Source organism: Paenirhizobium selenitireducens ATCC BAA-1503, from assembly GCF_000518785.1.
GTDB lineage: Bacteria > Pseudomonadota > Alphaproteobacteria > Rhizobiales > Rhizobiaceae > Allorhizobium > Allorhizobium selenitireducens.
Map to the genome: position 1 here is coordinate 113,132 of NZ_JAEG01000011.1, position 23,440 is coordinate 136,571.

At 64.3% G+C, this 23,440-nt stretch carries 16 protein-coding genes; 9 read left to right on the forward strand and 7 right to left on the reverse strand.

What is annotated here, in order from left to right:
- The first annotated feature begins 46 nt into the window (after nucleotides 1-46).
- A complete protein-coding gene (gene gyrB, locus L867_RS0116360) occupies nucleotides 47-2,482 on the forward strand; it encodes a DNA topoisomerase (ATP-hydrolyzing) subunit B (protein WP_028737881.1) in 2,436 nt (811 codons plus the stop codon).
- Between the two features lie 63 nt (nucleotides 2,483-2,545).
- On the opposite strand, the gene L867_RS0116365 is transcribed toward gyrB, so the two are convergent.
- On the reverse strand, nucleotides 2,546-3,145 hold the full coding sequence (locus L867_RS0116365) for a nitroreductase family protein (RefSeq protein ID WP_028737882.1): 600 nt from the start codon (nucleotides 3,143-3,145) through the stop codon (nucleotides 2,546-2,548).
- Between the two features lie 333 nt (nucleotides 3,146-3,478).
- On the opposite strand from L867_RS0116365, the gene L867_RS0116370 reads away from it, so the two are divergent.
- From L867_RS0116370 to L867_RS0116405, 8 genes are all read left to right on the forward strand, one after another.
- On the forward strand, nucleotides 3,479-4,759 hold the full coding sequence (locus L867_RS0116370) for a polyhydroxyalkanoate depolymerase (RefSeq protein ID WP_028737883.1): 1,281 nt from the start codon (nucleotides 3,479-3,481) through the stop codon (nucleotides 4,757-4,759).
- 136 nt (nucleotides 4,760-4,895) lie between these two features.
- A complete protein-coding gene (locus tag L867_RS0116375; RefSeq protein WP_028737884.1) occupies nucleotides 4,896-5,324 on the forward strand; it encodes a DUF2852 domain-containing protein in 429 nt (142 codons plus the stop codon).
- An 83-nt stretch (nucleotides 5,325-5,407) separates the two neighbouring features.
- The gene (locus L867_RS0116380) at nucleotides 5,408-6,163 is read left to right on the forward strand and encodes a M48 family metallopeptidase (RefSeq protein ID WP_028737885.1); all 756 of its coding nucleotides are present in this window, start codon (nucleotides 5,408-5,410) and stop codon (nucleotides 6,161-6,163) included.
- Nucleotides 6,164-6,235: 72 nt separating this feature from the next.
- Nucleotides 6,236-6,910 (forward strand): phosphoribosylanthranilate isomerase, encoded by a 675-nt coding sequence (locus tag L867_RS0116385; protein ID WP_028737886.1) that lies wholly within the window; start codon nucleotides 6,236-6,238, stop codon nucleotides 6,908-6,910.
- Nucleotides 6,907-8,127 (forward strand): tryptophan synthase subunit beta, encoded by a 1,221-nt coding sequence (trpB, locus tag L867_RS0116390; protein ID WP_028737887.1) that lies wholly within the window; start codon nucleotides 6,907-6,909, stop codon nucleotides 8,125-8,127. Before L867_RS0116385 ends, trpB begins: the two co-directional genes overlap by 4 nt.
- A 1-nt stretch (nucleotide 8,128) precedes the next feature.
- On the forward strand, nucleotides 8,129-8,968 hold the full coding sequence (gene trpA, locus L867_RS0116395; RefSeq protein WP_028737888.1) for a tryptophan synthase subunit alpha: 840 nt from the start codon (nucleotides 8,129-8,131) through the stop codon (nucleotides 8,966-8,968).
- A gap of 38 nt (nucleotides 8,969-9,006) precedes the next feature.
- The gene (gene accD, locus L867_RS0116400) at nucleotides 9,007-9,915 is read left to right on the forward strand and encodes an acetyl-CoA carboxylase, carboxyltransferase subunit beta (protein WP_028737889.1); all 909 of its coding nucleotides are present in this window, start codon (nucleotides 9,007-9,009) and stop codon (nucleotides 9,913-9,915) included.
- A gap of 46 nt (nucleotides 9,916-9,961) precedes the next feature.
- Nucleotides 9,962-11,305, forward strand: coding sequence for a bifunctional folylpolyglutamate synthase/dihydrofolate synthase (locus L867_RS0116405; RefSeq protein ID WP_408605989.1), 1,344 nt, complete (start codon nucleotides 9,962-9,964; stop codon nucleotides 11,303-11,305).
- Nucleotides 11,306-11,353: 48 nt separating this feature from the next.
- On the opposite strand, the gene trxA is transcribed toward L867_RS0116405, so the two are convergent.
- The 6 genes from trxA to L867_RS25545 form a co-directional block, all read right to left on the reverse strand.
- Nucleotides 11,354-11,674: a thioredoxin gene (trxA, locus tag L867_RS0116410; protein WP_028737891.1), complete on the reverse strand. Its 321-nt coding sequence runs from the start codon at nucleotides 11,672-11,674 to the stop codon at nucleotides 11,354-11,356.
- 76 nt (nucleotides 11,675-11,750) lie between these two features.
- Complete coding sequence (gene addA / locus L867_RS0116415) at nucleotides 11,751-15,305, reverse strand: double-strand break repair helicase AddA (protein ID WP_028737892.1); 3,555 nt, start codon at nucleotides 15,303-15,305, stop codon at nucleotides 11,751-11,753.
- Complete coding sequence (addB, locus tag L867_RS0116420) at nucleotides 15,295-18,486, reverse strand: double-strand break repair protein AddB (protein WP_028737893.1); 3,192 nt, start codon at nucleotides 18,484-18,486, stop codon at nucleotides 15,295-15,297. Before addB ends, addA begins: the two co-directional genes overlap by 11 nt.
- Before the next feature lie 3 nt (nucleotides 18,487-18,489).
- The gene (locus L867_RS0116425; RefSeq protein ID WP_028737894.1) at nucleotides 18,490-19,233 is read right to left on the reverse strand and encodes a nucleotidyltransferase family protein; all 744 of its coding nucleotides are present in this window, start codon (nucleotides 19,231-19,233) and stop codon (nucleotides 18,490-18,492) included.
- Complete coding sequence (gene tsaE, locus L867_RS0116430) at nucleotides 19,230-20,768, reverse strand: tRNA (adenosine(37)-N6)-threonylcarbamoyltransferase complex ATPase subunit type 1 TsaE (RefSeq protein WP_028737895.1); 1,539 nt, start codon at nucleotides 20,766-20,768, stop codon at nucleotides 19,230-19,232. The genes L867_RS0116425 and tsaE overlap by 4 nt, the downstream gene beginning before the upstream one ends.
- The gene (locus L867_RS25545; RefSeq protein WP_084638597.1) at nucleotides 20,765-23,293 is read right to left on the reverse strand and encodes a sensor histidine kinase; all 2,529 of its coding nucleotides are present in this window, start codon (nucleotides 23,291-23,293) and stop codon (nucleotides 20,765-20,767) included. Before L867_RS25545 ends, tsaE begins: the two co-directional genes overlap by 4 nt.
- Nucleotides 23,294-23,440 lie beyond the last annotated feature (147 nt).

A 23,440-nucleotide genomic window follows, 5' to 3' on the forward strand; every position in this document is an offset into this window, starting at 1 on the left:
ATTCGTGGATCAGGCCTGTTGAATATATGACTGGAAAGATTGCTGAATGACCGACACACCGATCGCCGAGAACGCCGCATCAGCCGAATATGGCGCGGATTCGATCAAGGTGCTGAAGGGGCTGGACGCCGTCCGCAAGCGCCCCGGCATGTATATCGGTGATACCGACGATGGTTCCGGCCTGCATCACATGGTCTACGAAGTCGTCGACAACGCGATCGACGAAGCGCTGGCCGGCCATGCCGACATCGTCACGGTGACGCTCAACGCCGACGGCTCGGTCACGGTCACCGACAACGGCCGCGGCATTCCGACGGACATCCACACCGGCGAGGGTGTGTCGGCTGCCGAGGTCATCATGACCCAGCTGCATGCCGGCGGCAAGTTCGACCAGAATTCCTACAAGGTCTCCGGCGGTCTGCACGGCGTCGGCGTCTCGGTCGTGAACGCGCTTTCGGTCAAGCTCAAGCTGAAGATCCGCCGCGCCGGCAAGATCTGCGAAATGAGCTTCACCCACGGCGTGCCGGACGCGCCGCTGGCGGTGACCGGCGAATATGAGGGCCGCTCGGGCACGGAAGTCACCTTCCTGCCGAGCCCCGAGACGTTCACCAATATCGATTTCGACTATGGCACGCTGGAGCACCGCCTGCGCGAGCTCGCATTCCTCAATTCCGGTGTCCGCATTCTTTTGACCGACAAGCGGCATTCCGACATTCGCCAGGAAGAGATGGTCTATGACGGCGGCCTCGAAGCCTTCGTCGTCTATCTCGACCGGGCCAAGAAGCCCCTCGTGGAAAAGCCGGTGGCGATCCGCAGCGAGAAGGACGGCATCTCCGTCGAAGTCGCCATGTGGTGGAACGACAGCTACCACGAGAACATGCTGTGCTTCACCAACAACATTCCGCAGCGCGACGGCGGTACCCACTTGGCCGGCTTCCGCGCCGCGCTGACCCGCCAGATCACTTCCTATGCCGATAGTTCCGGCGTGATGAAGAAGGAAAAGGTCAGCCTGACCGGCGACGACTGCCGCGAAGGCCTGACCGCCGTGCTCTCGGTCAAGGTGCCGGATCCGAAATTCTCGTCGCAGACCAAGGACAAGCTGGTCTCCTCCGAAGTCCGCCCCGTGGTCGAAAGCCTGGTGAGCGAAGCGCTCAGCACCTGGCTGGAGGAACATCCGGCCGAAGCGAAGATCCTCGTCGGCAAGGTCGTCGAGGCGGCGGCCGCGCGCGAGGCCGCAAGGCGCGCCCGCGAGCTGACGCGGCGCAAGGGTGTCCTCGACATCGCTTCGCTTCCCGGCAAGCTCGCCGATTGTTCCGAACGCGATCCGTCGAAATCCGAACTCTTTCTCGTCGAAGGTGACTCGGCAGGTGGCTCGGCCAAGCAGGGCCGCTCGCGCGAGAGCCAGGCGATCCTGCCGCTGCGCGGCAAGATCCTCAATGTCGAGCGAGCCCGCTTCGACCGCATGCTGTCGAGCCAGGAAATCGGCACGCTGATCACCGCGCTCGGCACCTCGATCGGCAAGGACGAGTTCAACGCCGACAAGCTGCGCTACCACAAGATCATCATCATGACGGACGCAGACGTCGACGGCGCGCATATTCGCACCCTGCTTTTGACCTTCTTCTTCCGCCAGATGCCGGAACTGATCGAGCGCGGGCACATCTACATTGCCCAGCCGCCGCTCTATAAGGTGGCGCGCGGCAAGTCGGTTCAGTACCTGAAGAACGAGCAGGCCCTGGAAGACTATCTGATCTCCATGGGTCTCGAGGACACGACACTCACGCTCGGCAATGGCGAAGTCCGCGCCGGCCACGATCTGCGCGAGGTCATCCAGGACGCCCTGCGCCTGCGCACACTGATCGAAAACCTGCATTCGCGTTACAACCGCAACGTCATCGAGCAGGCGGCGATTTCCGGCGCGCTCAATCCGGAACTCACCGACAACCGCGAACGGGCGGAAGCGACGGCCGCCGACGTGGCCAAGCGCCTCGACCTGATCGCCGAAGAGACGGAACGCGGCTGGAGCGGACACGTGACGGAGGAGGGCGGTCTGCGCTTCGAGCGCATGGTGCGCGGCGTCAAGGAGACGGCCAACCTCGATGTCGCCCTGATCGGCTCGGCCGATGCGCGCCACATCGACCAGCTCTATAACCGCCTTCACGACATCTACGGCGTCCCGCCGATCCTGAAGCGCAAGGAAGAGAAGAACGAGATCTCAGGCCCGCGCGCACTTCTCTCGTCCATCTTCGCCGTCGGGCGCAAGGGCCTGACGATGCAGCGCTACAAAGGTCTCGGCGAGATGAATGCGGAGCAGCTCTGGGAAACGACGCTCGATCCGAACGTCCGCTCGCTGCTGCAGGTCAGGGTCAACGATGCAACCGATGCCGATAGCCTGTTCGCGCGGCTGATGGGCGACGAGGTTGAACCGCGCCGCGAGTTCATCCAGGAAAATGCCTTGAGCGTCGCCAACCTCGACATCTGAGGAATTTCACGTGAATCCGGCTAAGGAGTGATTCACGTGAAACATTTGGTTAATTCGTGTTTACTAGCCGCGGGGGAACGCGCCGGCGAAAGCGACCTCGGAGAGGTTCTTACGGCGGTTAGGCACCTCGCGTGCCCTGAGGTGATCCGGCAGGTCGGCCGGGTTGGACCGCTTGCCGATGGCCACTGCGGCCTCGGCACGGAAGCCCGCCGGCGCGCCGAGCGCATCGATGGCCCTGTCGAAATCCACGCCGCCCATGGCATGCGCGAGATAGCCGGAGCGCAGTGACTGCAGCGACAGCATCGCCCAGGCGGCGCCTGTGTCGAAGCTGTGGCTGCGCAGCGGCTTCGGCTCCGATCCGTCATCCCTGCGGCTCAAGCTATCGGAAAACAGGAAGACCAGTGCTGATGCGGACCTCGCCCAAACCTGGTTCGATTCATTGAGCAGGCCGACGAAACGTTCCCAGTCAGGCGCGGTGTTCAATGTGTAGATGAAGCGCCAGGGCTGGTAGTTGCTGGCGGAGGGCGCCCAGTGGGCAGCCTCGAGAATCGTCAACAGCACGGTCTTGTCCATCGCTTCGCCGGTAAAGGCGCGGGGCGACCATCGGTCGAGGAAGATCGGATCGATGTCGAATTCGGATGAGCGGCTATTGCTTGTGGTCATGGGGACGAGAGCTCCGGGTGGGAATGCGGTGGACAGGCCAGTGCGATCTGGCGACTGCGACAAAGGTTAGATATGAGCCGGACCTCTGCTTGCAAGGTGCACTTTCGAGCCAGGCGACCGACCGAATGAGACAAGGCAGGAATGTTAACCAGCTTCGCCCGTGGAACTTTAACGCCTTCGTGCAATTGTCAGTTCGAAGCGTATCGTGCTCCATCCCCTGATATCAGGGGGGCAAGCATGAACAAAGAAGTTCCTAATTAACCAAACTCTGCTAGTTTTAAAGATCGACTGGCAAACCGCGACACAGCGGAAACGAAAAGGCGGCGAAATTTCATGTTCTACCAGCTCTATGAAATGAACCATGCGGTCATGGCTCCCTTCCGGGCCACCGCCGATGCCATGCGGCTCGCCTACCGCAATCCGCTTAATCCCCTGTCCCACACGGTGGTCGGGCGGACGATGGCAGCGGGGCTTGAAGTGTTCGAGCGCGTGACGCGTCGCTACGGCAAGCCGGAATTCGGTCTCCCCACCACGACGGTGAATGGCCAAACCGTCGCTGTCCGCGAGGATATCGTTTGGCAGAAGCCGTTCTGCAACCTGATCCATTTTCACCGCGATTTGCCGGCCGGTACGGCGCCGGGTCCGCGCATCCTGGTCGTGGCGCCGATGTCGGGCCATTATGCGACGTTGCTGCGCGGAACCGTCGAAGCGCTGATGCAGAACGCCGACGTCTATATCACCGACTGGATCGATGCCCGCATGGTCCCGGTCACGGATGGTGGTTTCGATCTCGACGACTACATCGACTACGTGATCGAGATGGTCCGTCATCTCGGTACCGACACGCACCTGGTGGCCGTCTGCCAGCCCTCGGTCCCCGTTCTTGCGGCCGTGGCCGTGATGGAGGCCAATGGCGATCCGCTCGCGCCGGCGTCGATGACGCTGATGGGCGGACCGATCGATACCCGCATCAATCCGACCGCCGTCAATGAGCTTGCCCAGAACAAGCCGCTCGACTGGTTCAGGGACAACGTCGTCATGAACGTCCCCTGGCCGCAGCCGGGCTTCATGCGCTCTGTCTATCCGGGCTTCCTGCAATTGTCGGGCTTCATGTCGATGAACCTCGATCGGCACATGATCGCCCACAAGGAATTCTACATGCACCTCGTCAAGAATGACGGGGATTCGGCCGAAAAGCACCGCGACTTCTACGACGAGTACCTGGCCGTGATGGACTTGACCGCCGAGTTCTACCTGCAGACGGTCGATACCGTGTTCATCAAGCATTCGCTGCCGAAAGGCGAGATGCTGCATCGTGGCAAGCTGGTCGATACCAAGGCGATCCGCAATGTCGGGCTGCTCACTGTCGAAGGCGAGAATGACGACATCTCCGGTGTCGGCCAGACGCGCGCGGCCCAGACCATCTGCCCGAACATTCCCGATGACAAGCGCATGCACTATCTGCAGCCTGATGTCGGGCACTACGGCGTGTTCAACGGTTCGCGGTTCCGCAAGGAAATCGCCCCGCGCATCATCGCCTTTGCGACCCAGCAGAGCCGAGGCGTGAAGCAGAGCCCGGTGAAGCGGGTTATCAAGGGCGGCAAGTCCGCCTGACCACTCACGTTTTTCGTGAGCGTTTCAGTACATTAGCCGATTGCGAAAACGCTCTCCTTGAACCCAAGGGGGGCGTTTCCCACATCGATTTCATCGGATGGCATAGCGCCGCCGACGAAAGCGAGGGTAATCGATGATGAACCAGTCAGCATTGCTTCGGCCGGATTGGACGCCGGCGACTGTTGCCTTGATGGTGCTCGGCTTCATGGTGTTCTGGCCGCTTGGTCTGGCCATGTTGGCCTATATTGTCTTTGGCGATCGGTTCCGCTCCTTCAAGCAGAGCGCCAACCAGACGGCCGACGGCCTTTTCAGCAAATGCCGCAGCGGCGGATTCCGCGGCGCGCATTTCACGACCGGGAATGTGGCCTTTGACGATTGGCGCAAGGCCGAACTCGACCGCCTGGAAGAGGAACGCCGCAAGCTCGACGAGATGCGCGCCGACTTCGACCGGTATGCACGCGAGCTGCGCCGCGCCAAGGATCAGGAAGAATTCGACCGCTTCATGCGCGAACGTGCCGCCGAACGTCGCAACGGCGACGTGACCTCCGGCGCCTCCGGCGTCTGATCCTTCCGGACTGCAATCGGCCGGCACCTTGGGGTGCCGGCTTTTTCATGCGCGCAATCGGCGAATCGGCTAAGACGAGACCCATGTTTTCCTTCCTGCAGAAGACGGCCCGGGCAAAGGCGCCGGCGACTTCGAGCCGCGTTCTCGCGGTGAGTGGTCGCGAGATGCCGCTGGTGATCCGCAGCAACCCGCGCGCCACGCGCATCACGCTGCGCATCGAGCCGGGCGGCCGGGGTCTCAAGATGACAGTTCCGCCGGGTCTCAGGGAACGTGAAATCGCCGATTTCCTCGAACGCCATCGCGGTTGGCTCGAAGTGAAGCTTGCGAAGTTTGCGTCCGACACACGCCTGTCGGACGGCGGCGAAATCCTGCTGCGCGGCGTGCCCCATCGCATCATTCACTCCGGCCGGTTGCGCGGCCTGACTGAGGCCATCGATTCCGAGATCGGCCCAGTTCTGAGCGTCAGCGGCATGGAAGAACATCTTGGACGTCGGATTGGCGATTTTCTCAAAAAGGAGGCGCGGCGTGACCTGGAGGTTCTGGTCGCCGGCCATGCCAAGGCTGTCGGACGTCCGTACAAATCGCTGACGATGAAGGATACCCGCAGCCGCTGGGGCTCCTGTTCCTGGGACGGAGCCCTGAGTTTCTCCTGGCGCATCGTCATGGCGCCGCCGCCGGTGATCGACTACCTGGCCGCGCACGAGGTCGCCCATCTCAGGGAGATGAACCACGGACCGGCCTTCTGGTCGCTGTGTCGTGATCTCTGCCCGCACATGGATACCGCCAAGACCTGGCTGAAGCGCCACGGCACGAAGCTCCACGCCATCGACTTCGATTGAAGTCGTCGGGACGAACCGGCCGCGTCGCAAATTGGCTCGACTCTTTTGCGTTTTCGTGCGACTTCCGCAGCCATGAGACCCGATATCAAGATCTGCGGATTGAAGACGCCGGAGGCGGTGGATCGCGCCGTCGAGCGGGGCGCGACGCATGTCGGCTTCATTTTCTTCGGAAAAAGCCCGCGCAACATCGAGCCGGACCTCGCCGGCATACTGGCCGATCGGGCGAGGGGACGGGCCAAGATCGTCGCCGTTACCGTCGATGCCGACAATGACGATCTCGACGAGATCATCGCGCTCGTGCGGCCGGACATCCTGCAGTTCCATGGTGCGGAGAGCCCGCAGCGGGTGCTGACCATCAAGGCCGTTACCGGCCTTCCGGTGATGAAGGCATTTTCCATCCGCGAGCCCGATGACCTGAAGCGGATCGAGCCCTATATCGGTATTGCCGATCGGTTCCTGTTCGACGCCAAGCCGCCGGCGGGGTCCGATCTGCCGGGCGGCAACGGTGTGTCGTTCGACTGGCGTGTCCTGCGAACGCTTGACGCCGATGTCGATTACATGCTTTCCGGTGGGCTCAACAAGGACAACATTGCCGATGCGCTGCGGGAAACAGGCGCGCGCGGCATCGATGTGTCGTCCGGCGTGGAGAGTGCACCGGGCGTCAAGGATCTGGATAAGATGGACGAGTTTTTCGCGGCAGTCGAACGGGCTTCGGTTCGCGAGCCGGTTTCAGGGAGCGCACAGTGAACGAGACACCGAGACCCAATTCCTTCCGAGAAGGACCCGACGAAGACGGCCTGTTCGGCATCTTCGGCGGCCGCTTTGTCGCTGAGACCCTGATGCCGCTGATCCTCGACCTGCAGGCCGAGTGGGAAAAGGCGAAGACCGATGCGGAATTTCAGGCCGAACTCACGCATCTCAATACGCATTATACCGGCCGTCCGAGCCCGCTCTACTTCGCCGAACGGCTGACGGAAGAGCTGGGTGGCGCGAAGATCTACTTCAAGCGCGACGAACTGAACCATACTGGCAGCCACAAGATCAACAACTGCCTTGGCCAGATCCTGCTGGCCAAGCGCATGGGCAAGACCCGCATCATCGCCGAGACCGGCGCCGGCCAGCACGGGGTCGCCTCGGCGACCGTTGCCGCACGCTTCGGCATCCCTTGCGTCGTCTACATGGGCGCGACCGATGTCGAGCGCCAGGCGCCGAATGTTTTCCGCATGAAGCTTCTCGGTGCCGAAGTGCGGCCCGTGACCTCCGGTCACGGCACGCTGAAGGACGCGATGAACGAGGCGCTGCGCGACTGGGTCACCAACGTTGACGACACCTACTACATGATCGGTACCGCTGCCGGTCCGCACCCCTATCCGGAAATGGTCCGCGACTTCCAGTCCGTCATCGGCCGCGAAACCCGCGAACAGATGATGGCGGCCGAAGGTCGGCTGCCGGACATGCTGGTGGCGGCCGTCGGTGGCGGGTCGAACGCCATCGGCCTGTTCCATCCCTTCCTCGACGACGCGTCGGTCAAGATCGTCGGCGTTGAAGCTGGCGGCAAGGGCCTCGACGGCGAAGAGCATTGCGCCTCGCTGACGGCCGGTTCGCCGGGCGTCCTGCATGGCAACCGCACCTACCTGCTGCAGGATGGCGACGGACAGATCAAGGAAGGCCATTCGATCTCGGCCGGCCTCGACTATCCGGGCATCGGTCCGGAGCATTCCTGGCTGAAAGACCAGGGTCGCGTCGAATACGTGCCGATCATGGACACCGAGGCGCTGGCCGCCTTCCAGATGCTGACCCGCACCGAGGGCATCATTCCCGCTCTCGAGCCGAGCCATGCGCTTGCCGAAGTCATCAAGCGCGCGCCGAAGATGGACAAGGACCAGATCATCGTGATGAATCTCTGTGGCCGCGGCGACAAGGATATCTTCACCGTCGGCAAGATTCTCGGTATGGGGCTCTGACATGACCGCTCGTATGGACAAGAAATTCGCCGCACTGAAGGCTGAGGGCCGGCCGGCGCTCGTCACCTATTTCATGGGCGGCGATCCGGACTACGAAACCTCGCTGGAAATCATGAAGGCGCTGCCCGGCGCCGGCGCCGATGTCATCGAACTCGGTGCACCGTTTTCCGACCCGATGGCCGACGGCCCGGCCATCCAGATGGCCGGCCAGCGTGCGCTCAAGGGCGGCCAGACGATGAAGAAGACGCTGCAGATGGCCCGCGAATTCCGCAAGGGTGACGACACGACCCCGATCGTCATCATGGGCTACTACAATCCGGTCTACGTCTATGGCGTCGAACGCTTCCTCGATGACGCGCTCGAAGCCGGCATTGACGGCTTGATCATCGTCGACCTGCCGGCCGAAATGGACGATGAACTGTGCCTCCCGGCTCGCAAGCGCGACATCAACTTCATTCGCCTGACGACGCCGACGACGGACGACAAGCGCCTGCCCAAGGTGCTGACCAACACGTCCGGCTTCGTCTACTACGTGTCGATGACCGGCATCACCGGTTCGGCGCTGCCCGATCCGTCGAAGATCGCGGGTGCCGTCGGCCGCATCAAGAGCCAGACCGAACTGCCGGTCTGCGTTGGTTTCGGCGTCAAGACCGCCGAGCACGCCCGCCTGATCGGCGCCAATGCTGACGGTGTCGTCGTCGGCACCGCGATCGTCAATCAGGTCGCGACCTCGCTCGACAAGGATGGCAAAGCCTCGGCCGATACGGTGCAGTCGGTCGCCACCTTCGTGCGTGGCCTGTCGGCCGGCGTCCATGCCGCCCGCCTTGCCGCTGCCGAATAGTCTTCCCATATGGACTGGGACAGTCAGGAGTTAGCCAAGTGAACTGGATTACCAATTACGTGCGGCCGCGGATCAATTCCATGCTGGGCCGCCGCGAGGTTCCCGACAATCTCTGGATCAAGTGCCCCGAAACCGGGGAGATGGTCTTCCACAAGGATCTCGAAGAGAACAAGTGGGTGATCCCGGCCTCGGGCTATCACATGAAGATGCCGGCAAAGGCTCGCCTGGCGGATCTTTTCGATGGCGGCCAGTACGAGGCCCTGCCGCAGCCGAAGGTGGCGCAGGACCCGCTGAAATTCCGCGATTCGAAGAAATATGCCGACCGTCTGAAGGACAGCCGGGTGAAGACCGACCAGGAGGACACGATCCTTGCCGGCGTCGGCACGGTCGAGGGCGTCAAGCTCGTCGCCGTCGTGCACGAATTCAACTTCATGGGCGGCTCGCTCGGCATTGCCGCGGGCGAAGCCATCGTCAAGGCCTTCGAGCGCGCGATCGCCGAGAAGTGCCCGCTGGTCATGTTCCCGGCCTCGGGCGGCGCACGCATGCAGGAAGGCATTCTTTCGCTGATGCAGCTGCCGCGCACCACGGTCGCGGTCGACATGCTGAAGGAAGCGGGCCTGCCCTATATCGTCGTCCTGACCAACCCGACCACGGGTGGCGTGACCGCCTCCTATGCCATGCTGGGTGACCTGCACATTGCCGAACCCGGTGCGGAAATCTGCTTTGCCGGCAAGCGCGTGATCGAGCAGACCATCCGCGAAAAGCTGCCCGAAGGCTTCCAGACCTCGGAATATCTTCTGGAGCACGGCATGATCGACATGGTGGCGAAGCGCCACGACATCCCGTCATTGCTGGCGCGGGTGCTGAAGATCATGTTGAAGCGTCCGGTGGGCGTCGGCGACCTTGTGCCTGCCGCGAAGGCCGAACCCCAGAAGGTTTCGGCGTAAGCCAGAACCCTTCTGCCGATCGAGGCGAAGCAGCGGAATCTTGAACATGGCCGAGCCCGCCTTCAGCAAGGCAGAACAGGTAATCGACGAGCTCATGGGGTTGCACCCCAAGGGCTTCGACCTATCCCTCAATCGCATTCGGCGGCTGCTGGAGGTGCTCGGCAATCCGCAGGACAGGCTACCGCCCGTCATCCATGTGGCCGGCACCAACGGCAAGGGCTCGGTCACGGCCTTCTGCCGGGCGCTGCTCGAGGCTCAGGGCCTTTCGGTCCATGTCCACACCTCGCCGCATCTGGTGCGCTGGCACGAACGCTACCGAATCGGCGTCAAGGGCGGACCGGGCCAGTTCGTCGATGACGAGATCTTTGCCAGCGTGCTCAGGCGCATCGCCGACGCGAACGGCGGTCAGCAGATCACGGTGTTCGAGATTCTCACGGCAGCAACTTTCCTGCTCTTTTCCGAGCAGCCGGCCGATGTGGCGATCATCGAAGTCGGTCTCGGCGGCCGATTCGACGCGACCAATGTGATCGAGGCCCCGGCCGTATCGGTCATCATGCCGATCTCGCTCGACCATCAGCCCTATCTCGGCGACCGCGTCGAACTGATCGCCGCCGAGAAGGCCGGCATCATGAAGAAGGGCTATCCGGTCGTCATCGGCCAGCAGGAATATGATTCCGCCCGTGAGGTTCTGGTGGCGACGGCCGAACGGCTGGGATGTCCGCACGCGGTGTTCGGCCAGGATTTCGGCGCGCATGAGGAATTCGGCAGGCTTGTTTACCAGGACGAATTCGGCCTGATGGACCTGCCCTTGCCGCGGCTTCCGGGACGCCACCAGTATGGCAATGCGGCGGCCGCGATCCGTGCCGTCAAGGCGGCCGGCTTCGAAGTTTCCAATGCCGTGGCCGAGAAGGCGATGACCTCGGTCGAATGGCCGGGACGGCTGCAGCGGCTGACCGAGGGCAGGCTGATCGCCCATGCTCCTGCGGGTGCGGAAATCTGGGTCGACGGCGGCCACAATCCCGGTGCCGGCGAGGTGATCGCCGAGGCGATGGCCGGTTTCGAGGAGCGCCAGTCGCGGCCGCTCTACCTGATCACGGGCATGATCAACACCAAGGATCCGGTTGGCTATTTCCGCGCCTTTGCAGACATCGCCCAGGACGTGTTCACTGTGCCGATCCGCGGCACGGATGCGGCACTCGATCCCGTGGCGCTGGCCCATGCCGCCTTCGATGCCGGCCTAGTAGCTGCGCCCATGTCGACAGTGGCCGAGGCGCTTGAGGAGATCTGCGAGCGGATCGATCCCGACATGCCGGCGCCGCGCATCCTGATCGGCGGCTCGCTCTATCTCGTCGGCAATGTTCTCGCCGACAACGGCACCCCCCCCAAATGAAAAAAGCCGGGATCTCTCCCGGCTTTTTGAATGCAGCGACAAGGCCGATCAGGCGGCGCTGGAAATCCAGCTGGTCAGCGCGGTCTTCGGTGCGGCGCCGACCTTGATGTCGGCCACTTCACCATCCTTGAACATGGCAAGGGTCGGGATGGAGCGCACGCCGAACTTGGCGGCGATTTCCGGGTTCTCGTCGATATTGATCTTCACGACCTTCACCTTGCCGGCCATCTCGTTGGAGATTTCCTCAAGGCTCGGGGCGATCATCTTGCACGGGCCGCACCATTCGGCCCAGAAATCGACGACCACGGGCTCTGCCGAATCGAGAACTTCAGCCTGAAAATTGGAATTGTCGACTTTTACCGTAGCCATGGGCTGCTCCTTTGCCGGTAATGGGATTTGACTAGATATGTGATGGTATCCGGCCCTGATTTCAATATGCGGTATCTCACGATGTCTTGAGCGCGGCAAGCGATTGCGCCAGCGTGTCCTCGTCGAGCGTGATGATCGTGCCGGTCTCGGTATAGACCAGGAGACAATCGAAGGTGCTGTCGGGATAGAGCGGCCGCAGGATCTCGCGATAGATTGCGAGCTGGGCGCGGTGCGACAGGGGCGCTTCCGCGGCACTCCGGGGCGCGCTGCGATTGGTCTTGTAGTCGACCAGCACGACCCGGCCCTCGACCACCGCCATGCGGTCGATACGGCCGGAAACGGCCCGTTCTTCGCCGTTCAGCATGAAGCTCCCCATGACCGAGACCTCGGCCTGACCGTCGCTTGAGAACACCGGCCCGAGGGCAGGGTGGTCGAGCACCGCCATGATCGTCGAGACGAGGGCTTCCCGTTCCGTCGACGGCCAGAACCGTGCCGCCCGTGCCGCATAGCGCCTGGCAGCCGGCTCGCGTTCCCCTGCGGGAACCTGCGGCAGCATCTGCAGCATGCGGTGGATCAGCCGGCCCTTCTGCAGGGCAATGCCGGCCGATTCGCGTTCGGCAAACAGAGGCGAGGTGACGAGCGCATCATCCGCCTCGTCGATGATCATCGTGCCGGCGCCGGAGGGGCTGAGCGGCCGAGGCAGGCCCGGGGTCACGGGAAGCGGGCGCAGAAGCGCATCGGGCAGGACGTCGTCGAGCGCATCGATGGTCCGGGCACTCTCCGTCTCGAATTCCTTCTCGAGGCCCGGCAGCCGCCAGCTCAAGCCGTCCCAGTCGCCGTCCGGACCGGAGAACTGGACTTCCGAGCAGTATTCCGCCTTGTCGCGCAGGGCATCGGCGATCATCTGGTGCCAGATCTCGCCGGGCTCGCGCACGCCGCGATAGCCGCAGATCACCAGGCGGTCCGCCGCGCGCGTCATCGCCACGTAGAGAAGCCGGCGATATTCCTCCTCTGCCATCTGCTTGCGGCGTTCGACGTCCGCGTCCGTCAGCGAATTGGACAGCGCCTTGTTGGGAACCCAGATCGGCAGGGGCGGCAGGCCGCTACCGGTCTCGACCAGCCGAAACTTGGCGAGATGGCTATGGTTGAAGGGCTTTCCGCCGCCATCGACGAGGAAGACGATCGGCGCTTCCAGTCCCTTCGAGGCGTGCACCGTCATGATCCGCACCTCGTCGCGATCCTTGTCCTGCTCGCGCTTCACCTCCGGCGCCTCGGTCTCGAGCGTGGAGACGAAGGCCTGCAGTCCGGGCAGCCCGGCCGTCTCGAAGGCGAGCGCGAAGCTCAGGAACTCGTCGAGAATATCGCTCACCTCGCTGCCGAGGCGGGCAAGATAGGCGCGTCGCCCGCCATGCATGCCGAGCACGCGGGCATAGAAATCATGCACCGGCAGCGATCGCGACAGGGTCAGAAACTCCCGCAGGCGCCGAGTGGTCTCGCTCCAGAGGACCGGCGCTTCGTCTGCCGAGCGCTGGAGATGGGGCCAGAGACCGCAATGCTCCGGGCGGTTGGCGGCCAGTTCGAACAGGTCGTCCTCGCTGTGGTTGAACAGCGGGCTCTTCAGCAGCGCTGCAAGCGACAGGTCGTCGGCCGGGAGCAGGATGAACCGGCCGAGCGCCAGAAGATCCTGCACGGCGATGTGCGACGTGAGTTTCAACCGGTCGGCGCCGGCAACGGGAATATTGTTGCGCCGTTTGAGCGCGCGGGTCAGGGCATTGACGAAGCTATCGCGCTTGCGCACCAGCACGAGAATGTCGCCGGCGCGTATCGGCCGGCGTTTACCCTTCTCGATGATGGTTTCCTTGCCGATCAATTGCTCGATCGTAAATGCGATGCGCCGCGCCAGGATCGCCGACGGCGCGCTTTCCGGCGTGGCGTCGAAGGGGGCCGTCCAGTCCTCCGTCTTGTCGATCGGCTCGGCCGCGATCATGTTCCATAGGTCGACCGCGCCGGGATGGCCGATGCGGCTCGACATGTGAACCACGCTGTCGCCGCCGGCGCTGAGACCCCGGGCGTTGTCGGCGACGGAAAAGACCTGGTCGACGGCCGAGAGTACCGCCATGGTCGATCGGAACGACAGCGGCAGACGCACCGCGCTGAAGGTCTGGCTTCCCGCTTCCACCGCCCGGGCGGTGACCGACGCCTCCTCGGAAAAGCGTTCCGGGCGCGCGCCCTGGAAGGAATAGATCGACTGTTTCTCGTCACCGACGGCAAAGAAGGTGCGGGTCAGGCTGCGCGCGCTCTCGCCGGAGAAGAAGTCCTCCCGCAGCGAACGGATGACCGACCACTGCACCGGGCTGGTGTCCTGGGCTTCGTCGACGAGGATGTGGTCTATGCCCTGGTCGAGCTTGTAGTGCACCCAGGGTCCGACATCGCTGCGCAGCAGCAGCTCGGCGGTGCGCACGATCAGATCCTCGAAGTCGAGCTGGCTGCGCTTCTTCTTCAGCTCCTCGTAGTCCTCGTCGAGTCGCTCGGCGAGGATCAGTGCGGCCATGGTCGCCTGGAACATGCGCAGGATCCGCAGGCGGTCCTGAAGGGCGGCAAAATGCTCCCGGGCTTCGAGCATGGCATCACGCAGGTGCGGCGCCGCCTTGGTCATCGCCGCGGCGATCAGCGAGGTATCCGCCTTCGGCTTGCCGCCCTTGGTGAAGAAGACCGCCTCGACGAGATCGATGCGCTTGCGCGGATCGGGCTCGTGGGCCGCCATCTCCAGCAGGTCGGCAACCTCTTGGACCGTCTTGCCGCCCTTTTCCCGCGCGAGAAGAATGTACTCCGTGAGGACAGGTCCCGGCAGGGAGGGCAGGGGCCAGCTCTGTTGCAGCAGGGTGTCTTCGCTTTCACCCGGATCGATCCCGAGCCCCTTGCGCAGCAGCGCGTCCGCCCCGCCGGCCTTCTCCGCCAGGCGGGTGAAGGCTCTCACCGCGTGGCGATTGGCCACGAGGTCGCCAAGCAGGGTCTCCAGGCCACTCTCGTCGGCGATGCTGAGAACCTGCGAGAAGGCCTCGGCCAGCACGGCATCGTCTTCGGCGGAGGTTGCGGTCAGCAACGTACGGCGTGCCTCGGCAAGGACCGCATAGGCGGCCCGGTCGTCGAGCACGGTGAAATGGCCGGCGACATTGGCTTCCAAGGGAAACTGGTGCAGCAGCGCCTCGCAGAAAGCGTGGATGGTCTGGATCTTCAGCCCGCCCGGTGTCTCCAGCGCTCGGGCGAACAGCCGGCGCGCCTCGGCGAGCTTGATGCGGTCCGGCCGGCGGCGCTCGACGGCATAGAGCCTGTCCGCCAGCACGTCGTCCGGCAGGGTGGCCCATTCGGCAAGCCGGGAGAAGACGCGGTTCGACATCTCCGACGCGGCGGCTTTGGTATAGGTGAGGCAAAGAATCGAGGACGGTCTTGCGCCGGCGAGCAACAGGCGGATCACCCGCTGGGTCAGGACATGGGTCTTGCCGGATCCGGCATTGGCCGATACCCAGGCCGAGCGCTCCGGATCGGAGGCGACCGCCTGCTGCAACGTCGTCCAGTCGAGCCATTCGGCCGGATCGTCGCCGGCAGGCAGAAGCGTGTCGTCACTCGACATCGGCGGCCTCCTCGCTTTCGGCGGTCGACCATTCGGCCACGCGCGCGAGATGGTCGTATTCGCCGCCGTAATCGTTCTGCTGGGCCGGGATCAGCCGCGAGACATAGCCCCGTTCGCCGCTTCTCAGCGCCTCGACGAACTTCGCCAGTTCCTCGATCGATTGATCGGCGAGATCGGTCGCCGACTTCTTGTTGTCGCCCCGGCCGGTGAGTTCGTTGTTCACCTGGTCCACGAGAAGGCTGTCGGCCGGCTTCAGGCGGACATAGAGAAGGTTCTCGGGGCTCAGCCGACCGGCATCCCGAAATGCACCGGCACGCAGTGCGGCTGCCTCCAGGGCCAGCTGCGGATCAAGCAGGCTGCGCGCCTGTGCAACGCTGGGGCTCAGCCCCGTCTTGTAGTCGATGATGTCGGCATGGCCGGCACCCTTGAGGTCGATGCGGTCGGCGACGCCGGTCAGCGTGATGCCGTTGGGCAGCTCGATGCGCCCACGCGCCTCGGTCAGCGTCTTGCGGATCTCCGGCCTCCGTTCGCGTTCCCAGGCGACGAAGGCACGGCCGACGCTGGCGAACCGCTGCCGCCAGACGATGTCGATGTGGACGGGCAGCCGTTCGGCGTCGAAAAGCGTGTCGACGATCCGCTGCATCTCGATGAGCGAGCGTAGGTCGGCCGGATCATGGCCCTCGCTGACGAAACGCTCGACGATCCTGTGATACAGCGTGCCGCGCTCGGCAGCACCGGGATCCTGGTTGAAGCCGTCGACCGGGTCGAGCTTCAGGATGCGCCGCGCATAGAGCGCATAGGGATCGCGCCGGAAGGCCCCGACTTCGCTGAAGGAGAATTGTTTCGGCTGCAATTCCGCTGGCGGCCTGGGTGCGGGGCGCTGCGCCGGGGCCTGGGCTTCGCTGCGGTCGAGCATCGCCGCATAGTGCCGGTAGGCATCTCCGCGCTTCTTGAGCCGGCTTTCGAATTCGCGGCCGCCGAGCGCCACCAGCCGCTGCAGCCAGCGGGAGGCTACAGTCGGGGCGGACCCCTGGCGCAGCGCGCGCGCATAGACGAGATGGCGGGTGCCGCTCGCCATCTGGAAATCATGGGCCAGCTGGCCGATTCGCCGCTCGGGCGGCTCCAGCCCGATCTCGGCCTTCATCATGCGCGACAGGAAAGGATTGTTGGTGGTCTGGCCCGGCCATGAGCCTTCGTTCAGCCCGCCGATCACCAGCATGTCGACGCTTTGCAGCCGCGCCTCGAGTGTGCCGAAGACGAAGACACGCGGGTGCCGCATGGCCTTCGGCTTCACCGCTTCGCTCGCCGTCAGCGCGCCGAAGATATCGATCCATTGCGGCCCGTCGGCCTCGATCCGACCGTCCGCCGACATGATCTCGCCGAGATGGCTGGCCAGCGTCTCGCCGGCTTCATCCGACCAGAGCGCCGACAGGTCGCCACGCTCGTCGGCGCAGACCTGCTCCAGCACGCGACCGGTCCGCCCTGCCCAGTCGCCGAGCGCCAGCTTGTCGGTCAGCACGCGTCCGTCGGAAATGCGCACCAAGACGGAAACCAGCGGCTCGACCGCCCGCGATATCCGTGTGGCCAGGTCGCGCGCGCCCTCGATTGATTCGGCCGACAGCGAGAGACGCCATTGCGGCGCATGGCGGTCGGTGGCCTGCTCGGCGAACCTTTGTTCGAGAAGGGCGGGCAGGGTGCTGAGGTCGACCGTCTGGATACCGCCGCGAAGGGCGATCATCTCAAGGGCGTCGGCCGCCTCGCGATAGGCGTCGTGCGCCAGGCCGAAGCGGGAGAGGGGATGTTTCAGGACGGAGACCAGCGGCACCGGATCGCCGGGGCGCAAGGTCGCTTCGAGCAGAAGCTGGGTGAGAATGCCCTGCTGCGTGGCGCTGAACGGCGTGCCGGCCGAATCGTCGGCGATGATGCCGAACCGCGCGAGCTCGGCGGTCACCCGCCGCGCCAGCGCCCGGTCCGGCGTGATCAGCGCCACGCGGCTTTCGCCGCCATCGGCGCCGGGCTGCTCGAGACCCAGGCGAAGCGCGATGGCGATCGCCGTCGCCTCCTCGCGCTCGTTTGCCGCCTCGATCAAAGCCACGTCGGCAAAGGCCCGCTCCAGGCGTTCGTCTCCGAATTCGGTCCGCCATGCCTGCCAGGCATCCGTCGCACCGGCCGGCGCCATGGCGCACGACAGGACCTCGGCGCGTTCAGCAAGCGCAATGTCTGCCGCGCCGAGCGGTTCCACCTCGGTCCGGTCGACCTGCAGGTGCTGCAGCAACCGGAACAGGCCGTATTGCGGATGGCCGCGGCTCGCGGGTTCGGCCGACCGGCCGGCTTCCGGTTCGAGGCCGACCTTCAGCCAGTCCTCCGGCGACATCACGGTGTCCAGCCCAGGAAGCACGACGACGCCCTCCGGCCGCGCGGCAATCGCGGCGATGAGGTCGGCCGCCGCCGGGATTGACCCGGTGGAACCGGCGACGATGACGGGATGGCCGCCCTCAAGCTTGGCAAGACGCTGCGCTTCGGCCTTCAGCACCGCGTCGCGATGGAGGGCGGGCGAGGAGCGCGTCAGTTCCTCCAGCCGTGCCGGCCAGAAGGCGGTGGCGATCTTGAGGAATTCCACCGTCAGCTGCCACCAGGAGGCAAAGTCGCGGACGTCGAGCTTGACCAGATCCGCCCAGTCGCGGCCTTCCGTCTCGACGGCGTCGATCAGTTCGGCAAGGGCGCGGGCCAGCCAGACGGCATCGGCGGGGCTCGCCGGCGCGACAAGCGGGGTGTCGGCATGAATGCTGCGGACGATCGCCGGCAGTTGATTGCGCCAGGCGAGAATGAGGCGCGCCAGTTCCAGCAGCATGACCGTGCCGCTGACGGGGGGCGCGAGGTCGAGCAGCGCCGGCGCATCGGCCTCGAAGAAGCCGCCATCCTCTTCCGTTTCGCCAAGCGGACGGATGATAGGCAGGATGGCGGATCGACCGCCCAGCAGGTCGACAAATTCGGAGCGCATAACACGCGCCGCGCGCCGCGTCGGCACGAGGATCGTCACCCGGGCGAGCGACAGCGGATCGCCGGGATCGTAGCGGTAGTCGGGTGCAAGGGTCCCGTCGAGCAGCCGCGCTGCCAGCACCTTGAGGAAGGGCAACCCGGCCGGTATCGTCAGGACACGCGGTTGGTGCGCCCGTGCCATCGCTCAGGCTCCGTCGCTGATCGGGTTTCCGAACCGCCGGATCGTCTCTTCCGCCTCGCCGATCGCCTCGGGCGTGCCGACCGTCAGCCACTGGCCGGTCATCACAATGCCGTAGAGCCGGCTGCTGGCGATGGCCCGGTCGAAATAGATGTTGAGGTTGAAGGCATCCGTGGGTGCGTCGTCGAACAATTCGGGCATCAGCGCGATCGCGCCGGCATAGACCACGGGATTGGCATCGCCGTCCTCGTAGCGTTTCAGCCGTCCGTCGCTGCCGAGCGAAAAGTCCTTCTTGCCGTTATGGCCCGTCGTTCTTTCAAGCGGCACGCAGAGGAGCGCCATGTCCATGAGCGCCGGGTCGAAGAAATCGGCCAGAAGCCACAGATTGGATTTGTCCGCGCTTTCGTCGCCGATCCAGAACAGGTCGGCATTCATCACGAAGGCGGGCGAACGGTCGAGCAGCTTCAGTCCCTTGACCAGTCCGCCGCCGGAATTCATCAGCGCCGCACGCTCGTCGGAAATGAGGATTTCCAGCCCGCGATACCCGGCGAGATGGGCCTCCATCTGCTCGGCGAAATGGTGCACGTTGACCACGACCCTCTCGACGCCGGCGGCAACCAGCGTATCGAGCACATAGTCGATCATCGGCCTGCCGGCGATCGGGACCAGCGGCTTCGGCATGCTGTTGGTAATCGGCCGCATCCGGGTGCCGAGCCCGGCTGCGAGTACCATCGCGTTGTTGATCTTCATCGTGCCTTAGGAAGTGATTCGGTCTCGCCGATTCCAACCCTTGCACACCAGTCGCGCAAGGGGGCAAGGCTTTCGTGCTCGAAGGCGACCGACAGGTGCCAGAGCGTGCGCGGCATGTGCTTCATATAGCCGGACTTGTGGTCGCGCTTCATCAGCCGGACCCAGAGTCCGTTGAGCTTGCAGGCGCGCTGCGCCGACATGATGGCCCAGGCCTTGAGGAAATCGGCTTCGTCGAAGCCAGGCTCCTGGCGACGAAGGCCGAGATAGTCCGCCATCAGCTGGTCGACCAGGTCGCGCTCGACGGTCACGCGGGCATCCTGGACGATCGACACGAGGTCATAGGCCGAGGGGCCGATCATCGCATCCTGGAAATCGATGAGGCCCACCCGCTGGATGCCCTGCTGCTCGCTCCGCCAGATGATGTTCGGCGAGTGGAAGTCACGCAGCACGAGCGTCTTTTCGGTCGTGGCAAGCTGGTCGATCAGGCTGTCCCAGATCGCCAGGTACTCGGCTCGCTCTGCGTCGGTCGCTACGGCGCCGTTCCGTTTCCACGGCAGGTGCCAGTCGATCAGCAACTCGGCCTCCATCTTCATGGCGGTCCGGTCGTAGTCGGGAACGTGATGCACGCGACCGGCTTCGATCTCGATGTCCCGCTCGAAACGGGTGGCATGGAGTGCGGCAAGGCAGGCGACGCCGGCGCGGTAACGCTCGGGGATCGGCTTGCCGTCTTCGTCGAGAACGGTCTCCGGGCCGAAATCCTCGATCAACAGCAGGCCGGCTTCGCAATCCCGCTCATAGATCTCCGGCGCGGCGAAGCCGCGCTGACGCAGTGCCTGGTCGATGGCGACGAAGGGATAGACATCCTCGGCGAGATGGGCGATCTGCGAGTAGGGCTTGCCGTCGCGGATCGGCGGGCCGTCGGGCTGGCGCGGCGCATCCATCAGCACCCGCCGCGCGCTGCCGTCAGCCGGATAGATGTACTCGTAGGCGCGCGTCGATGCGTCGCCGGTGAGGTGGCGGCGCCGGGCGCCGGCATAGCCATGGGCGTCCAGGAAGCGACGGATCGAAAAAACGCGTTCGATGCGCGCGATCTTCGGCGCGGGCGCCGTGATCGTCACCTGTCGCCCGCCTTCGGCATCGAAGCCGAAGGTGATGTCGATACGGTTTGTCGGCAGGCTGGTGCCGGCCTTGTCGGGCCATTCGACGAGGCAGACGCCGGTGTCGAGCGCATCGGCAAAACCGATCTCCTCAAGCTCGCCCGGATCGGCAAGGCGATAGAGATCGAAATGCGCGACAGCGAGGCGCAGGTCGTAATTCTGCACGAGGGTGAAGGTCGGGCTCGGCACTTCGAGATAGTCGTCGTCTGCCATCGCCCGGAGCAGCGCGCGCGACAGCGTCGACTTGCCGGCGCCGAGATCGCCCCACAATGCCAGGCAGTCGCCCGGCTTCACCACCAGCGCCAGTTCCTCACCGAGGCGGATCGTGTCAGCCTCGGTGGCGAGGTGAAGCGAGAGGCTCGGTAGCGTGTCGGTCATTCGGCGGCGGCGATGGCTTGCGGTTGGGCGGCAGAGGGAATGCGGCAGGACACCGTGGTCCCGCGACCCGGCTCGCTGTCGATCGACACCGTGCCGTTGTGCAGGTTGACGAAGCTCTCGACGATGGAAAGGCCAAGGCCAGCGCCGCTGCGCTTGCCGGTCTTGCCATTGGTCGAGAAGCGGTTGAACACGGTCGCCAGCATGTCCTTGGACATGCCGCAGCCGTTGTCGTGGACGGTAAAGACGAAATCGGCGTCCTCGCGCCAGCATTTCAGCTCGATGGACGAGCCTTCCGGCGCGAAGTTCACCGCATTGGTGAGAATCTTGATGAGGATCTGCTTCAGCCTCTGCTGGTCGGCAACGATGTGGCCAAGATGGGCCGATGCCGCGATCTCGAGCGAGACATTGCCCTCCTGCAGGCGATCGGTCATCTGCATGGAGACGTCGTCGAGCAGATCGTTGAGATCAATGTCGGCATAGTCGAGCCGCATGATGCCGGCATCGACGGTCGCCAGGTCGAGAATGTCGTTGACGATGGTCAGCAGGACCGAGGACGAGGTGGAGATGTGGTCGATATACTCCGACTGGCGCTCGTTGAGCGGACCGATCGCCGGCGTCTTCAACAGGTCGGTGAAGCCGATGATGTTGGTCAGCGGCGAGCGCAGTTCGTAGGACACGTGCTGGACGAAGTCGTTCTTCAGCTCGTCGGCCTTGCGCAGTGCCTCGTTCTTTTCCTTGAGCGCCCGCTCGGCGAGAACGCTGTCGGTCTTGTTGACGAAGGTCAGCATGGTCTGGGCGTTCGGCAACGGCGTCACGGCATAGTCGAGCACCAGTCGGGAATAGAGTTCCAGCGTGCCCTGGCTCGATGGCCGTTCGTCCTCGAAGCTGGTGATCATCTTGGCAAAGGCCTTCCAGCCGTCGGCGCCGTCATAGGACGGTGCGCAGGCGGCTTCGATCGCCTTGATATGGGTGCCCTGCTTCGAATCCGCCTCGGTGATGCCCCAGAGCGCGCGGAAGGCCGGGTTCGACAGCTCGATGCGGCCGTCCGGACCGAACACGGCCACACCTTCGGACAGGTGGTCGATGGTCTCGCCGCGCACGCGGAGCAGCGTATTGTAGCGGCTTTCCAGATCGAACTGCGCCGTGACGTTCTCGAACACCCAGGTCGCACCACCCTGCGGATGGGCCGAGGCGATGATGCGCAGCGTCTGACCGTTGGGCAAATGCCACAGGTCGGTCTGCGTCTCGAGCGAGCGATAGACCGAAAGGGTGTTTTCCTTCCACGCCTTCCAGCTCAGCTGTTCCGGCAGCTTGCGCGCCGAACGCAGCCGATCCAGCAGCTCGCCGTGGTCCGGACGTGATTCGAGGAACAGCGGCTCGAGGTCCCAGAGTTTCTGGAACGGCTGGTTGAAGAATTGCAGGCGACGCTCGCCGTCGAAGATAGCAACGGGCGTCTCCAGGTGCTCAAGCGTCTCGGCATGGCTCTTCAGCGTCCGGGCCAGTTCCTCGCGCAACGCCTCTTCGCCGCTGACGTCGACGGCCATGCCGCATGAACCGGATGACTCGCGAACGTCGACAACATCAAAGAAGGTCCGCTTACCGCGCACCGCGGTGGAAACGACATCGTGGAAGGGCGATTCCGGCGTCGCGCTCGCCTTGATCTTTTCGCGGCTGAGGCTGGTCAGAATCTCCCGGGCCTCGCGGACGGCCTGGTCGGGCGAACCCGCCTCGACAGCCTCGCTATAGGCGTGGTTGACCCAGATCAGCCGGCCTTCCGTGTCACGCCGCCAGACCGGCTGCTCGATCGCGTCGAGCAGCGATTCGAAGGTCGCGATGGAGTTTCGCAGGCGATTGCGTTCGATCTTCAGTTCGGCAAGTTCTGCACGCAGATTGTTGAGCGCCACGAATCGGGCAAAGGCGCGACCTCCGGAGAGACGGCCCTGCACCTCGATGACCTCGCCGCGATGCGTTTCGATGATGACGTCGAAGCTCTCGGCCTTGTAGCGCAGAGCCTCGATCGCTCTTTCGAGGTCGCCGGCCGAGGCGGGTTTCAGCCAGCGGCCGAAGGCGAGGAACTCGCCGTCCGTCTGCGGCGCCCCGGTTTCGGCCGGCAGCTGGCCGAGAAACTCTGGCTTGCTGTTCTGGCCGTCCCAGATCACGATCCGCCGGTTCTTGTCGGCGATCAGCGCCTGGTAGCGGGAGATGCGCTGGTTCGCATCGGAGAGGGCCGAACGCATTTCTGCGCCTTCCGCCTCCAACCGACCGCGCTGGCGGATCAGCCAGCCGGCCGAAAGCATCGCTGCCGAGAGAATCCCGAGCACCAAGGCGTAACCGACCATCTCGACCGAAGTGAAGAGCTTTTCGGCCGGCGGCACGCTCGTCTGAGACCGGGCGAGGCCGGGCGCGAACAGACCGGTGAGGATCGTTCCGCCCATGCAGGCCTTCCACAGGTGGGGCAGCAGATCGCGCCTGAAGCGCGAACGCGGCTTTTCGCCTGCGCTTTTGCTTTCGTCGCTAGATTCCATGGCTCGCCGCCGCGAAACCTGGGCATCCATAGCCGCTGCCGTTTCCCGTTTGAACGGGCCGCATTTTTTTACCGACATCCTCGGTCTGTCTCCGTCCTATGTGCCGCATCGTCGACAAGACATCCCATTTCGCCGACGCACCTGATG